We start from the raw sequence: 14,536 nt of genomic DNA on the forward strand, positions 1-14,536 counted from the left end.
CCCACGGCGCACCGCTGCCCTCCGGAGGCGGCGAACCCCCACACCCCTCGTGCCTCCGGGGTGGCCGCTAGAGTGGCCGGGCCGTGGTGCTCGGGAATCCGGTGACGGACCTTGTGGTCCCAGTCCGGAGCGGCCCTCGCCACTGTGATCGGGAAGTTTCCACCCCTTCCGCGGGCGCCTGACGCGTCCGCGGCGCCACTGACCGCAGCCCGCGGCCGGGAAGGCGGGGGTGGAGACGGGCACCCTCCCCCAGGCTGCAAAGGGGCAGGGTGGTAACCCCAAGCCAGGAGACCGGCCACGGCATCTCACGAAGTGATCCACGAGGTGCTGGAGCGTGACCGTCCGGATGGCCCTGCCCACCAATACTCCCAAGTCCCCTGCCCCCGCCGCGTTCCGCTGGCGCCGGCAGGACACCCTCCGCACCGCGGGCCTGATGGCCGTCATAGCCGGGCTGCACGTCGTCGCCTTCGGCGTGCTCTTCCTGCTCGTGGTCCCGAACCACTACGCCGTCGGCAGCCAGGTCTTCGGCGTCGGGCTCGGCGTCACCGCGTACACCCTCGGCATGCGGCACGCCTTCGACGCCGACCACATCGCCGCGATCGACAACACCACCCGCAAGCTGATGGCCGACGGCAAGCGTCCGGTCTCGGTCGGCTTCTGGTTCGCCCTCGGCCACTCCAGCGTGGTCGTGGCGATGGCGGCCCTGGTGGCCGGCGGCGCCCAGCTCGCCGGCACCCTGCTCAACGACGAGTCCCGTACGCACCAGATCCTGGGCACCGTCGGCACCACGGTCTCGGGCACGTTCCTCTACCTCATCGCCGCCCTCAACCTCATCGCGCTGGCCGGGATCTGGCGGGTCTTCCGCGGGCTGCGCGACGGCCGCTACGACGAGGCCGAGCTGGAGCAGCGCCTCGACGCGCGCGGCTTCATGAACCGCTTCCTGGGGCGGTTCACCCGCTCCATCTCCCGGCCCGGCCAGATGTTCCCGCTCGGCTTCCTCTTCGGGCTCGGCTTCGACACCGCGACCGAGGTGACCCTGATGGTGATGGCGGGCAGCGGCGCCGCGGCGGGCCTGCCCTGGTACGCGATCCTGTGCCTGCCGCTGCTGTTCGCCGCCGGCATGAGCCTGTTCGACACCCTGGACGGCACCTTCATGAACTTCGCCTACCAGTGGGCGTTCGCCAACCCGGTGCGCAAGGTCTACTACAACCTCACCATCACCGGCCTGTCGATCGCCGTCGCCTTCTTCATCGGCACCATCGAGCTGGTGACCGTGCTGCACGACAAGCTCGGCCTCAACGACGCGCTGACCGGCTGGATTTCGGGCCTCGACCTCGACAACGTCGGCTTCATCATCGTCGGCCTGTTCGTGGTGGTGTGGGCCGCGGCGCTGGCGTACTGGCGGCTGACCGGCGTCGAACAGCGCTGGGCCGAGCGGGCGGAGCGGGCCGGGCAGGCGGAGCGGGCCGGGCAGACGACCGAGTCGGCGGAGCAGACCGCGCCGGGCGCCTGAGGCGGGGCGGACCGCGCCCAGTCCCTGAGGCGGAGCCCCACCCCGGCCCCGCCAGCCCCACAGGCTCCGCCTCCTCAGCGTCCGGGCCGGCCCGGCGTTCTCACGTGGCGGAGCCGGCCGCGGCGCCCGTCTCCCGGTCCGGCCCCCAGCGCTCCAGCGCCGCCGCCAGATCGAGGGGCAGCAGCCGGTCCGGCAGGTCCGGGCCCGGCCAGTCCTCCCGCGGCACCCGCCACATCACCTCGAACTCGTTGCCGTCCGGGTCCTTGGCGTACAGCGACTTGGCGACGAGATGATCGCTGGAACCCACCAGGGCGCCCCGCTCGGTGAGCCGGGTCCGGGCCTCGACGAGTGCGCGGAGCGTGCCGACCTCCCAGGCCAGGTGGTACAGCCCGACCTGCCCGGCCGCCGGCCCCGGCGCGTCCGGCGCCACCGCGAACAGCCCCAGATCATGGTCGTTGAGTGAACCGGGGGCGCTGAGAAAAGCGGCCCGCCCCGGCACCTCGACGTCCACCGTCAGCCCGAGGGTGTCGGTGTAGAAGGCCACCGACCGCGCCACATCGCGGACGTTGAGCACCGCGTGGTTCAGACGTCGTACGGACATGGAGCCCCTTCTCCCGTCTCCCGGCCGCGACACCGCCGTGGCGCCGCCGCCCTCCCCTGTCTCTGCTGTACCCCGCACACCCCGCCTCTGCCCAGGGCCGGCCGGCCCGGTATGCGGCCGCCGGACGTCCCGTCCGTGGCCCCCGGTGCGCGCGGGGCGAGGCGGCCACCCCCGGGGCCCGTGGTCACTTCCGGACCAGCAGCACCCCGCCGGCCAGCACCACCCCCAGCAGCAGCGCGAGCACTCCGTGCAGCGGCCGGGCGGACCGCAGACCGGGCAGCAGGCGGTCGACGGCGTAGCGGCCGGGCCCGGTCAGCGTCAGGGCCGCCGCACCGGCCGTCAGCAGCAACTCGTACTCGACCCCCTTGGGCGCGAAGAAGCCGCCGCCCCACTTCACGGCCAGCGCGTTGATCATCGTGCCGACGACGGCCGCCCCGGCCAGCGGCGTGAGCAGTCCGGCCACCAGCCCGAGCCCGCCGAGCGTCTCGCTCAGACCGGCGACGACGGCCATCGTCCGGCCCGCCGGGTAGCCGCTCATCGTGAAGAACTGCCCGGTCCCGTCCAGCCCCGGTCCGCCGAACCAGCCGAACAGCTTCTGGGCCCCATGAGCCGCCATGGTCAGTCCGAGCGCGAGGCGCAGCAGCAGGAGCCCGGCGTCGTAGCCGTGCGGAGAGGCGTCACGACGGGCGGGGAGGTCGATACGGGAGGACGCGAGAGTGCCGAGGGGGGACGTCATACAGGAGCCGCTCTTTCGCATGTCGGGTCCGGCCACACGAGGCCGCGAACAACTACTTGAAACTTCAAGTCACCCTCCCGACGATACACAGCACCCCCACCACGAACAACAACGCGCACGCCGGACTCCCCCGGGGCGCCCGGCGCCATGGCGACACCCGCCCTCCCCTCGCGGCACAGCCCCGGCCGTCAACTCCCCTCATCTACATGCGAGTTCGACAGAGGGGGCGCAGGGGACACCGACCTGCGCCCCACGCCGCGCGCCGCTCAGGCTTCGGCCGGGATGTGCCACAGCGGAGCCTGGTACTGCTCCGGGCGTCGGCTGAGCAACAGCGCTCTGAGCTCCTGACGTTGGCCGCCGCCGAGACCACAGCCTTCGGCGAGCCGCCGGAATGTGGTGTGGGTAATTCCGCGCGCCCGCGCACCGGCCTCGAATTCATCGAGCCGCCGGAGCACGAGTTCCGGGGTGAACTCCCCCGTGGGCTGCCGGCCGGCGTGGTGCCGTTCGTCGTCGATTTCCGAGAAGCCGCAGATCTCGCGGCTGTACCGCTCGACCTGGTGCAGGTTCTCCGTCGCGAGGACGGCGCCGGCGAGCTGGTTGCGGTCGAGGGCTGCGTCCAGGTCCGCCTCGTACACGACGGGACTCTCGTCGGTGAGCGGCACCGGCACCCCGCCACCTCCCCCTTCGCACCGGCCGCGCACGCCGCGCGCTGCGGCGGCCAGCATCGCCGTGGCCTCGGAGGGATGCCACTCCAGAACCGGGCCGACCGGGGCGACATGCCCGGCGTCAAGAGTCAGGACCACGGGCCCCAGACGGTCACGCAGGACGTCGGCGGGGAGTTCGCCGTCGAGGCCGGGTCCCGCGACCAGAAGCCGTACGGGGAAGTTGAGTTCGCAGCACGCCGCGAGGGTGAGGGCATCGGCGAGCGGGCTGCGGAGAGTGGGTTCGCCGCCTTGGGCGAGGATGTCGCCGCCGACATCCAGGAGGTCGACGGATTCCGGCTCCACGTATTGGACGAGTTCTTCGAGCTGGCGCACCATGCCCTCGGCGCCGTGATGCGGATCGATGAGCGCGAAGCTCTGCGGAAGCTCCGCGGCCAGCCCCGGAAGCGTCGAACCGGCGGGAGCGATCGCCGCCGCGTCGGCGGGGACCGTCCAGACACTGCGGGTGAGCGCGCGAAGCCCCGTGAAGTTGGCCGGCCCTCTGGGCCCCGGGACGGGATCGGTCACCGTCCGGTCCCACGCGTAGGTGAACACCACCGCAGGCGTCCCGCCACCGTGGAGAGCGCCGTCCAGCATCGCAGCGGCGACAGCATCACCGCCTCCGCCCGCTGCCACGATCACGCGCGTCATGCAGGCCAGCGTACGAGTACGTGGGCATACGGGGCAGAACCGGCGACCGAAGCGGGACCCGCGCCTGCCCCCGCCGCCTCGCCTCACTGCGCCGCAGAAAATGATCAAGGCCCAGGAATCCGAATTCACCTCGGATGACCTGGGCCTTTGTCGTTTCACGCAAGGAGTGGGCACAACAGGATTTGAACCTGTGACATCTGCTTTGTAAGAGCAGCGCTCTACCGCTGAGCTATGCGCCCTTGCCGAGCCGACAGACTACCTTGCCTCCGGGCCTGAACTGCAAACCAGTGCGCGAAGTGCGAACTTACCGGCCGGTGTGTTCGTTTCCGGTGAGTGGGAGAATGACATTCGGTCCTGGGGCGATCCGATCGGGAGAGGGAAGTGACGGCGACAGAGACTCAGCCGCATGAGCAGCGAGAACGCCGTCGCGCCCGTGGGGGCCCGGTCCGCGATGTGGTGGCGCTCATGTTGCTGCCGTTGCCGCTGATGGCGGCGATGGCGCCGTTGTCGTTCGCGGGCGGGGGGACCCGTCGCTGGTTCGGGCGCGGGGAGGGCCAGCGGGCCGATGCGCAGGCCGCGAAGGATGCCGCCGCGGCGGCGTTCTACGAGCTGGACACCGCCCACCGTGATCTGCGGATCTCGATAGAGACCATCACCGCCGTCGACACCTCGCCGCCCGCGCGGAAGGCCGCGGAGGAGTACGAGGGATTCGGCCGGCGGATCGACGAGGTCAGCCAGGGGTACATCACCGCGGTCGACTCCCACGATCTGGACCGTGACGACCTCGACGGCGCCGCGGTGGCGCGGGCGCGGGCCGATCTGACCCAGGCGAAGCAGGAGCTGGAGCGGGTCAAGGGCGAGCTGGACCGGTTCGCGCAGGGGCTGACGCCGCTGTTGCAGTCCGCCGAGACACAGCTGGCGCGGCTGGCGCCGGCCGTGGAGCGGGCCCGGCAGGGGCTGCTGGCGGCGAGCAACGCGCTGGACGCGGTCCGTGCGCAGGGCCTGCGGGCCGATGACCTCGCGGCCCGGCTGGCGGCGCTCGCGCCGGAGCTGACCAAGCTCAATCAGGGCGCGGGGCAGCACGGTGTGCAGGAGACGATCCGGCGGGCCGACGACATGCTGCGCCAGGCCGAGGGCGTACGGGCCGAGGCCGAGCGGCTGCCGGGGAAGGCCGCGGAGATCGACAAGCGGCTGGTGTCGCTGCGGACCCGGGCGCAGGCGATCACGACGCGGGCCGGCAAGGTCGACCCGGTCCTCAGCGAGCTGCGGCGGCGGTACAGCGCGGCGTGCTGGCAGGACCTCCAGCAGGTACCGGAGCAGGCCACGCAGTCCGTCCAGCAGGCCGAGGTCAAGCTGCGGGAGGCACAGCAGGCGCGGGACGAGCAGCGCTGGGCGGATGCCACGAGCCGGCTGGCGACCGCACGGGCGCTGCTGGACACCACCGATGAGGCGGTGTCGGCGGCCGGTGACCGGCTGCGGCGGCTCGACGCGGTGTCGTTCGACCGGCAGAAGGAGGTCGAGCGGACCCGTTTCGCCGTACGGGACGCGCAGCGGCTGGCGATGACCGGGCGCAGCACCCCCGATCCGCGGCACGCCGGCCCCCTGGACGAGGCGGTGGCGCGGCTGGACCGTGCGGTCGCGGGCCTGGAGGGGCGCCATCCGGACTGGTGGCACTTCCTGATGGAGACCGAGGCGGTACGGGAGACGGCGGCCCGGGTGGTGCAGGAGATCCGGGACGCCAGGGGCGGGACCGGCGGCTGAGGCCGCTGCGGCGGGGCGGCCCCGGGGTGTGGCGTGCCGGGGCCCGGCCGGGGTGCGGCCCGAAGCGTGGCCGGGTCGGTCCGGCCGCCCGGCCGGGAATCCTGCGGTGCGGTGGGAGCCCCTTCGTGCTCCCGCGTCCCTGGGTGCGATGGCGTGAACTGGCACCTGGGCGGATGCTGGAGGGAAGTACGGCCCAGTCGGCACCTGCGCGAAGGAGGCCGGACATGGCAACTGGGGCTACTGGCCAGACCCTGCACGGGCCCGCGAACCCGTTCCACCGGGCGAAGAGGAAGCACCGCACACGGCTCGACGAGCATCTGCCCGTGGACCACCGGCTCAGCAGGGTCTACCGCATCGGCGCCGGGCTGATGGGCCTGGTACTGATCGCGTTCGGCGTCCTCGGGCTGACCCACCACATCGGCTACTTCGACACCGGCGGCGACACCGTGGCCGGGCTCAACACCAACGGCACGCTGAGCGTGCTCTCGATCGTCGTCGGAGCCGTCCTCGTCGCCGGCATGGTGATCGGCGGGAACCTCGCCTCGACCCTCAACATCGTGCTCGGCGGCCTCTTCCTCCTGAGCGGATTCGTGAACCTGGCGCTGCTAGACACCGGCGCGAACTTCCTCGCCTTCCAGATCCAGAACGTCCTGTTCAGCTTCCTGGTCGGGCTGATGCTGCTGGTCTTCGGGATGTACGGGCGGGTCAGCGGCGGCCTCCCCCATGACAATCCGTACTGGCGCGCCCGGCACCCGGAGGAGGCCGAGCAGTTCGACCGCGGACAGTTGCGGCCCGTCTCCGGTATGACGGCCGCGCGACAGGCGGCGCGGGTCAAGATGCAGGGCGCCTCCCACGCCGGGCGCGGTTCGTTCGGCGCCGGGACCAGCGGGAGCAGAAGGCGCACCACCGCCCTCGGCTCCGGCACCCGCACCGGTGGCGACAGCAAGCAGCCCTGAGCCGGGGTGGACCCAGGGCGCGAGGGGGCCAGAAACGTCAGGGCGTACCGAGGTGGGAATGGGGTGCTCGGTACGCCCTGACGGCTGGGGTGGGGGCGAGTGAACGGGGGCCGTGGTTCCGTCGCCCCCACCGCGACCTGAGTGGGCGAGGCCGGACAGCGGGTTCGGATCAGCGGGTGCCGGCCGGACAGCAGGGGTACCGGGCGGGGAGCAGGGAGCAGCACGATGAGCGGTTCGGGGCACGCCGCCTCCTCCGGGCACGGGGCCCACCATGCGGCGGTCGAGAGGCTCGCCCAGCGGATCTTGAAGGGGACGTACGGGGAGGGCGAGAGCCTGGCGGTCCCGGAGGTGATGGCGGAGCTGGACGTGAGCCAGACCGTGCTGCGGGAGGCGGTCAAGGTGCTGACCACCAAGGGCCTCCTCGGGAGCGACCGCAAGCGTGGCACCTTCGTCCGCCCCCGGGAGGACTGGAACCTCCTGGACACGGACGTACTGCGGTGGAAGCTGGCGGCCGGCGTCTCCTCCGACTTCTTCGCCGACGTGCTCGAACTGCGCCGTTCCATCGAGCCCGCGGCGGCCGGGCTCGCCGCGGAACGCCGGACCGACGAGGATCTGGCGGCCCTGGACGCCGCGTTGAGCGCGATGGCCGCGGCCGAGGACGACCCGGTGCTGCTCGTACGCGCCGACGCGTCCTTCCACACGGCGATGCTGATCGCCTCGAACAACCGCTTCTACGCGCAGATGCACCGGGTGATCGTGCCGGTGCTGGTCCAGCGCGACCGGGCGGTGCTGGCCGCGGCCGGGACCTTCGAGGACCCTCATGCGCTGCATGCCACGGTCGTCGAGGCGGTACGGAACCGGGACGTCGACGGGGCGTACATGGCGATGCTCGAACTGCTCGATGTGTCCGCGCGCGAGCATCCGTAGTGGTGGCCGGGCGCCCTGGCGGGCCGGGAATCCGTGGCACCGGGGCATCAGGGGTAGCTGGGTATTCGTAGTGGCCGGTATCCGTGGGGGCCGGGCTCAGTGGAGAGCCGGTATCCGTGGGAGGCCGGAGCGAGCGGCGCTGCCACGTTCCGGGCTCGGTGCTCGGTGTCGGTTCGGGTGACGAGGTGGGTGGGCAGGACCTCGCGCACGAGCCCGGCACACGGGTGGCCGGGGACGCCCGGTCGGCACGGCCGCACGCCGAAAGGACGGACCGGTCCATGAAGATCAGCCGCATCGAGACCTTCCTCGCGCCGCCGCGCTGGCTGTTCGTACGGGTGGAGACCGATGAGGGCGTCGTCGGCTGGGGTGAGCCGGTGGTCGAGGGGCGGGCCGAGCCGGTCCGGGCGGCCGTGGAGGTGCTGTCCGAGTACCTCCTGGGGCAGGATGCGGCGCGTATCGAGGACCACTGGCAGGTCATGACCAAGGGCGGTTTCTATCGCGGCGGGCCCGTCCTGTCGTCCGCAGTCGCCGGGCTGGACCAAGCGCTGTGGGACATCAAGGGGAAGCGCCACGGAGTCCCCGTGCACCAGCTGCTCGGCGGGCCGGTCCGCGAGAAGATCCGCGCCTACGCCTGGGTGGGCGGCGACGAACCGCATGCCATCCGTGACGCGGTCACCGCACAGACCGAGGCGGGTTTCACCGCCGTCAAGATGAACGGCTGCGGCAGGATGACGCCGGTGGCGACCCGCGCCGAAGTACGCGCATGCCTGCTGCGCGCCGAGACCGCGCGCGAAGTCCTGGGCGACGAACGGGATTTCGGCCTGGACTTCCACGGCCGGGTCTCGCCTGCCAACGCCCGCAGGCTCCTCCCCCTGCTGGCCGACTACGCACCGATGTTCGTCGAGGAGCCCGTCCTCTGCGACTACATGGATGCCCTCCCCGGTCTCGTGAACGCCTCTTCCATCCCCCTCGCACTCGGTGAACGTCTCTTCACCCGGCGAGAGTTCCTGGCTCCCCTGCAAGCCGGGGTGGCGATTCTCCAGCCCGACATCTCGCATGCGGGCGGCATCTCCGAGCTGCGCCGGATCGCCGCCCTCGCGGAGGTGTACGGGGCGCAGCTCGCCCCGCACTGCCCCCTCGGCCCGGTCGCCCTGGCCGCCAGCCTCCAAGTCGCCTTCACCACACCGAACTTCCTCATCCAGGAACAGTCCCTCGGCATCCACTACCACCAGGGCGCCGAGCTGCTGGACTATGTCGCGGACCCGGAGCCGTTCCGCTTCCACGGCGGCTCGCTGCTGCGGACCGAGCGCCCCGGCCTCGGCGTGGAGGTGGACGAGGCCGCCGTGCGGGCGGCGGATCAGCGGGGGCACGTGTGGCGGAATCCGGTATGGCGCCATGAGGACGGGGCGTTCGCCGAGTGGTAACAGGTCCCATGCTCCACACCCCTCACGCCCGCCCATCCGGCCCGGAATAATCAGAGGTGTTACCCGTGCGCCCGAACGGCCCGGTCGCGCAGTACGCACGCGGCGGGGAGCAGGAGAAAGCAGGAACGCCATGGACTTCAGCACAGCGCTCCGGACCGAACGGCTGGTCGCCATCATCCGGGGCAGGGATGCGGAGGCATCCTTCCGTACGGTCATGGCGCTCGCGGAGGCGGACCTTCCGTTGATCGAGGTCTCGCTCAGCGGACACGACGCCCTGACCGTCATCCAGCGGGCCCGTGCCGAGCTGGGCGATGCGGCCTGGCTCGGCGCCGGCACCGTCCTGACCGCCGCTGACGCCCGGCGCGCCGCCGAGGCCGGGGCCAACCTCATCGTCACACCCGGGCTGGGGCCCGGTCTGGAGGAGTCCGTACGGCAGGGGCTCCCGACACTCGCCGGCGTGCTCACACCGTCCGAGGTGATCGCCGCCGACGCGCTGGGCGTCTCGGCCCTGAAGCTGTTCCCGGCGTCCGTCGGCGGGCCCGCGTACCTGCAGGCGCTCCGCGGTCCCTTCCCCGATCCGGCGTTCGTGCCGGTCGGCGGGGTGGACGCGGCCACCGCGCCGGCGTACTTCGCCGCCGGAGCGGTGGCGGTGGGCGTCGGCTCCCCGCTGATCGGGGACGCGGCGGACGGCGGCGACCTGGACGGGCTGCGCAAGCGGGCGGCGGAGTTCAAGGCAGCGTGCGCACAGTGACGGGGCAGCCGACTGCCTCGCGCGGCACGGACCGGCAAGGCACCGCCGCCGCCCGTCCCGGGGCGGCGCCCGGCCGACCGCTGCTCCCGGGGCGGCCCGGCCGCCCGGACGTCCTCACCTTCGGCGAGACGATGATCGCCCTACGGGGCAGCGGCCCGCTGAAGCTCGGCGGCACGATGAACGTCTCCGTCGCCGGGGCGGAGAGCAATGTCGCGATCGGCCTGGCCCGGCTCGGGCACGAGGTCCGCTGGGCGGGCGCGGTCGGCGACGACGAGGCCGGACAGCTGGTGCTGCGTACGCTGCGTGCCGAGGGCGTCGAGGTGTCCGGCGCCTCGGCCGATCCGGGCGCCCCGACCGGGCTGCTCGTCTTCGAGCCGCGGCTGCCCGAGGTCACCCGGGTGCACTACTACCGCGCGGGATCGGCCGGCTCCCGGCTCACCCCCGACGTGATCCAGCACGCCTTCGCGGCCGCCCCGCCCCGCGTCCTGCACCTGACGGGCATCACCCCGGCCCTGAGCCCCACGGCCCGCTCGGCGGCCCTGCGCGCCCTCCAACTGGCGCGGGAGCACGGCACTCTGGTCTGCCTCGATGTCAACTTCCGCGCCCGCCTGTGGACCGCCGAAGAGGCCGCCGAGGTACTTCGCGAGTGGCTTCCCGCCGTGGACGTCCTGATCGCCTCCGACGACGAGCTGCCGTTGTGTCTGCCGGGAGGAGGCGGCGGCCGGGACGGGGACCAGGGCGGGGAGGGCTCGCCAGGTGGGGACGACGGGAGCCAAGGGGCTGAAGGAGCGGAGGGGGTTGAGGAGCGAGAGGGGGTTGAGGAGCGAGAGGGACCCACGGCGGCCGGCGCCCGTGCATGGGGTGATGCCGTGCCCCTGCCGTCAGAGGAGGGCGCGGGCGACCCCGCGGCCGCCGTGGCGACGCAGGCCGGGCTCCTGCTGGACCAAGGCATCGGCGAGGTCGTGGTCAAACTCGGGGCGGCGGGGGCGACGGCCTTCACCGGCAGCGGCGCCCTCCACCGGCCCGCCAAGCCCGTACGGGCCGTGGATGCCGTGGGCGCCGGCGATGCCTTCGTGGCGGGCTATCTGTCGGCGCTGCTGGACGGTGAAGGGCTAGCCGGACGTCTGGAGCGCGCCGTCACCACCGGAGCGTTCGCGGTCGCGTCGCCGGGCGACTGGGAGGGCGCGCCGACCCGCTCGGAGCTGGGCATGCTGGGCGCGCCGCCCGGCACCGTCGTGCGCTGATCGGCGCCGCGGCTAACCTGTGCCCATGCCTCGTTACGAATACCGGTGCCGCCCCTGCGACTCCACCTTCGAGCTGAACCGGCCGATGGCCGAGTCCTCCGCCCCGGCCGTGTGCCCCGAGGGCCACGAGGACACCGTGAAGCTGCTCTCCACGGTCGCCGTCGGCGGCTCCGCCACCGCCCCCGCCCGCGCCCCGAGCGGTGGCGGTGGCGGCGGCGGTTGCTGTGGAGGCGGCTGCTGCGGCTAGCGCCTGCCGGGCGTCACCACGTCACGGAGCCGGGTCAGAGCGGGGGGCCGGTGGCCGGTCCGGTGGCCGGTCCGGTGGCCGGTGAACGCTATTGCTTGCGCGCCAGCGTCACACCGTCCGCCACGGTGAGGATCACCGCCTCCATACGGGGGTCCGCCAGCACATGGTCGTTGAAGGCCCTGATGGCCAAGGCGGACCCGGTGGCTGCCGGGTCGGCGACCTCCCCGTGGTACAGGACGTTGTCCGCGATGATCAGGCCGCCCGGCCGCAGCCGGGGCACCAGCTCCTCCCAGTAGGCGATGTAGCCGCCCTTGTCCGCGTCGAGATAGGCGAGATCGATATGCGGCTCGGCCGGCATCGACCGCAGCGTCTCCAGCGCGGGCGCGATACGGAGATCGATACGGTCCGCGACCCCGGCCTTGGCCCAGCACTCCCGGCCGTAGGCGGTCCACTCCTCGGACACGTCGCAGGCGATCAGCGTGCCGCCCTCGGGCAGCGCCTGAGCCATGGAGAGCGTCGAGAAGCCGGTGAACGTCCCCACCTCGACGACATGCCGAGCCCCGGTCAGCCGGACCAGGAACGCCAGCAGCGGCCCCTGCTCCTCCGCCGACTGCATCCCCGCCGCTTCGGGGAACTGTTGGTGCGTGAGCTCCACGATGTCCCGCTGCGCGGCGTTCAGCGGCGGATTGTGGGCGAGGACGTAGGCGTACATCTCCGCTGTGATCGGCGTGCTCTTGGACTCAGCCACTGGCTCTCCTCTTGGTCAAGGATCGTGGTCCCGGCGGATCACCGGACAGTGCGGCCAACCGCCTCGGCGACACTAGTCGAGCCCGTCGCCCACCGTTCGCAGATATTCCACTCCCCCGACGAGCCGTCACTCGGACGTTGCCCCTGGGCTGCCCAGCGGCGGGGGCCTCCCCACACGACGTTGCCACGCCGAGTGGCCCCCTGTCCCCGTCACCTCCACCCCGTCCGTTCCGCCCGTCACCTCCTTCCCTCCCTCTCCTGGCCTCTCGCCGCACCAGCCACCTCCCGGTCCGGTCTCGTGCTCCCGCCCTTGTGTGGCCGCCTTGTTGTGACCGGTCTGGTGTACCGGATCTTGTGTACCGGACCTCGTGCCATAGACCTCAGGTCCCCAAGTACCGCAATACCGCCAGGACCCGGCGGGAGTATCCGGAGGTGCCGGTCAGGCCGAGTTTCTCGAAGATCGCGTTGATGTGCTTCTCCACGGCACTCTGCGAGATGTGCAGCCGGACCGCGATGGCCGCGTTGGTGTGGCCCTGCGCCATCTCCCGGAGCACCTCCTGTTCACGTGTGGTCAGTGTGCCCAGCGGGTCCGAGCGGCGGCTGCGCATCAGCAGCTGCCGTACGACCTCGGAGTCGAAGGCGGCCTGGCCGGCACTCACCCGTTCCAGCGCGTCCAGGAACTCGTCCACCTGGACCACCCGGTCCTTGAGCAGATAGCCCACCCCCTCACTGTCATCGGTCAGCAGCTCGGTCGCATAGCGGCGCTCGACATACTGCGAGAGCACCAGCACGCCGATATCGGGCCAGCGTTCCCGGATCTGCACTGCGGCGCGCAGACCCTCATCGGTGTGCGTGGGCGGCATCCGGACATCCACGACCACCGAGTCCGGCTTCTTCCCCTGCTCCTCCGCCTGCTCCAGCACGGCGATCAGCTGCTCGGCGTCGCCGACCGCGGCCGCCACCTCGTGCCCCTCCTCGGCGAGGAGCCGTACCAGGCCCTCGCGCAGCAGGGTCGAATCGTCGGCCAGTACTACGCGCACGGCAGCTCCGCGGTGATGATGGTCGGTCCGCCGGCCGGGCTGTCCACCCGGAACCGGCCGTCGAGGGCGGCGACCCGGCGGGCCAGGCCGAACAGGCCACTGCCGGTGGAATCCGCGCCGCCCGGTCCGTCGTCCTCGATGCGCACGAGCACGGCGTCCTCGCCAGGGGCGACGCGGACCGATATCCGTCCGGCACCGGAGTGCTTGACGGCGTTGGTGACGGCTTCGGAGACCACGAAGTAGGCGACCGTTGCCAGGGCGGTGTCGGGTTCGGCGGCGAGGTCGTAGTCGAGGCGTACGGGGATGGCCGAGCGTTCGGCCACCGTTTCCAAAGCGGCGCGCAGCCCCGCTTCGTCCAGCACGGTCGGGTAGACCCGCCAGGCCACTTCGCGCAGCTCGGTCAGGGCCCGGCCGCTCTCTTCATGGGCCTGGCGCAGGAGTTGTTCCGCCCGCTGCACGTCCTGGCTGCGCAGCGCGCGGCCGAGCAGCATCCCCAGGGCCACCAGCCGTTGCTGCACACCGTCGTGCAGATCGCGTTCGATACGGCGGCGCTCATCGCTGACCGCGGCGATCACGCCGGCGCGGCTGGCGGCCAGTTGCTCGATGCGGCGCTCCAGCGCTTCCTGATGGCTGGGGCCGAGGTAGTACCGCGCGAGCCTGATCTCCAGCCCGGCGACCCCGAAGGTGCCCTGCAGGCTGAGGAACAGGAGGAAGAGGCCGCCGACGCTCGAGAGCACGACGGTGCCGGGATAACGGACGTCGGTGAGCGGCAGGATGAAGATCCAGGAGATGCCGTACGCCGTTCCGATCAGCGCCGCGCCCAGCACGAGGGCGCCCAGGAGGCCCAACCCCCAGCGCAGGGAGAGATATTGCAGGGCACGGTGGTCCGCGTACGCGTCCGACGTGTCGGCCGCGACATAGCTGCGGAGACGGCGTCGATGGGTCTCGGTCAGGGCCCGTGCGGTGGCGACCACGGGTTTGAGGACCGCGCGGCGGCCACGCGGCCAGGCGACAACGCACAGCAGGGAGAGGCCGGAGAGCACGACGAAGGGGAGCTCGGCCGCCGCGATCACGGCACCGACCACCAGACCTGTCACGAGGCGCAATCCGCGCCGTGCAATCCCCCACATGATCAAAACGCTAGCGGCACCGCGCGTCCGCGCACACTGCGGAAAACCGCACTCTTTCGTGCGGTGTACCGCAATGTGCCGCGAGCCGAGAATTCATAGCGTTGAAA

General features: G+C 72.1%; 13 protein-coding genes, 1 tRNA gene, 1 pseudogene and 1 riboswitch. Of the genes and pseudogenes, 8 read left to right on the forward strand and 7 right to left on the reverse strand.

The features are described from left to right. The first annotated feature begins 67 nt into the window (after positions 1-67). Positions 68-314, forward strand: a riboswitch (cobalamin riboswitch). Beyond that, a pseudogene (locus tag ACWC9R_RS01590) lies at positions 313-1,513 on the forward strand (HoxN/HupN/NixA family nickel/cobalt transporter). Its footprint overlaps the riboswitch before it by 2 nt. Before the next feature lie 100 nt (positions 1,514-1,613). On the opposite strand, the gene ACWC9R_RS01595 reads toward ACWC9R_RS01590, so the two are convergent. From ACWC9R_RS01595 to ACWC9R_RS01610, 4 genes are all read right to left on the reverse strand, one after another. Further along, complete coding sequence (locus ACWC9R_RS01595; protein WP_450727945.1) at positions 1,614-2,114, reverse strand: VOC family protein; 501 nt, start codon at positions 2,112-2,114, stop codon at positions 1,614-1,616. Between the two features lie 184 nt (positions 2,115-2,298). Next, entirely contained in the window at positions 2,299-2,850 is a 552-nt protein-coding gene (locus ACWC9R_RS01600; protein WP_450727947.1) for a DoxX family protein, read from the reverse strand. A gap of 266 nt (positions 2,851-3,116) precedes the next feature. Further along, positions 3,117-4,202: a DUF1152 domain-containing protein gene (locus ACWC9R_RS01605; protein WP_450727949.1), complete on the reverse strand. Its 1,086-nt coding sequence runs from the start codon at positions 4,200-4,202 to the stop codon at positions 3,117-3,119. 167 nt (positions 4,203-4,369) lie between these two features. After that, positions 4,370-4,441 (reverse strand) — tRNA-Val (locus ACWC9R_RS01610). A gap of 142 nt (positions 4,442-4,583) precedes the next feature. Here ACWC9R_RS01610 and ACWC9R_RS01615 point away from each other — a divergent pair. From ACWC9R_RS01615 to ACWC9R_RS01645, 7 genes are all read left to right on the forward strand, one after another. After that, on the forward strand, positions 4,584-5,963 hold the full coding sequence (locus tag ACWC9R_RS01615; protein WP_450727951.1) for a hypothetical protein: 1,380 nt from the start codon (positions 4,584-4,586) through the stop codon (positions 5,961-5,963). 224 nt (positions 5,964-6,187) lie between these two features. After that, positions 6,188-6,919, forward strand: coding sequence for a DUF4383 domain-containing protein (locus tag ACWC9R_RS01620; RefSeq protein ID WP_450727953.1), 732 nt, complete (start codon positions 6,188-6,190; stop codon positions 6,917-6,919). Positions 6,920-7,144: 225 nt separating this feature from the next. Further along, the gene (locus tag ACWC9R_RS01625) at positions 7,145-7,846 is read left to right on the forward strand and encodes a FadR/GntR family transcriptional regulator (RefSeq protein ID WP_450727955.1); all 702 of its coding nucleotides are present in this window, start codon (positions 7,145-7,147) and stop codon (positions 7,844-7,846) included. Between the two features lie 278 nt (positions 7,847-8,124). Further along, complete coding sequence (gene dgoD, locus ACWC9R_RS01630) at positions 8,125-9,270, forward strand: galactonate dehydratase (protein WP_450727957.1); 1,146 nt, start codon at positions 8,125-8,127, stop codon at positions 9,268-9,270. A 130-nt stretch (positions 9,271-9,400) separates the two neighbouring features. Continuing rightward, positions 9,401-10,021: a bifunctional 4-hydroxy-2-oxoglutarate aldolase/2-dehydro-3-deoxy-phosphogluconate aldolase gene (locus tag ACWC9R_RS01635; RefSeq protein WP_450727959.1), complete on the forward strand. Its 621-nt coding sequence runs from the start codon at positions 9,401-9,403 to the stop codon at positions 10,019-10,021. A 131-nt stretch (positions 10,022-10,152) separates the two neighbouring features. Then, the gene (locus tag ACWC9R_RS01640; protein WP_450728271.1) at positions 10,153-11,265 is read left to right on the forward strand and encodes a sugar kinase; all 1,113 of its coding nucleotides are present in this window, start codon (positions 10,153-10,155) and stop codon (positions 11,263-11,265) included. Positions 11,266-11,290: 25 nt separating this feature from the next. Continuing rightward, complete coding sequence (locus ACWC9R_RS01645) at positions 11,291-11,512, forward strand: FmdB family zinc ribbon protein (protein ID WP_450727961.1); 222 nt, start codon at positions 11,291-11,293, stop codon at positions 11,510-11,512. 88 nt (positions 11,513-11,600) lie between these two features. On the opposite strand, the gene ACWC9R_RS01650 is transcribed toward ACWC9R_RS01645, so the two are convergent. From ACWC9R_RS01650 to ACWC9R_RS01660, 3 genes are all read right to left on the reverse strand, one after another. Further along, entirely contained in the window at positions 11,601-12,224 is a 624-nt protein-coding gene (locus tag ACWC9R_RS01650; protein ID WP_450728273.1) for an O-methyltransferase, read from the reverse strand. 415 nt (positions 12,225-12,639) lie between these two features. After that, complete coding sequence (locus ACWC9R_RS01655; protein WP_450727963.1) at positions 12,640-13,299, reverse strand: response regulator transcription factor; 660 nt, start codon at positions 13,297-13,299, stop codon at positions 12,640-12,642. Beyond that, on the reverse strand, positions 13,290-14,429 hold the full coding sequence (locus ACWC9R_RS01660; RefSeq protein WP_450727965.1) for a sensor histidine kinase: 1,140 nt from the start codon (positions 14,427-14,429) through the stop codon (positions 13,290-13,292). Before ACWC9R_RS01660 ends, ACWC9R_RS01655 begins: the two co-directional genes overlap by 10 nt. Positions 14,430-14,536: the final 107 nt, after the last annotated feature.

It is taken from the genome of Streptomyces sp. NPDC001219, from assembly GCF_053597915.1.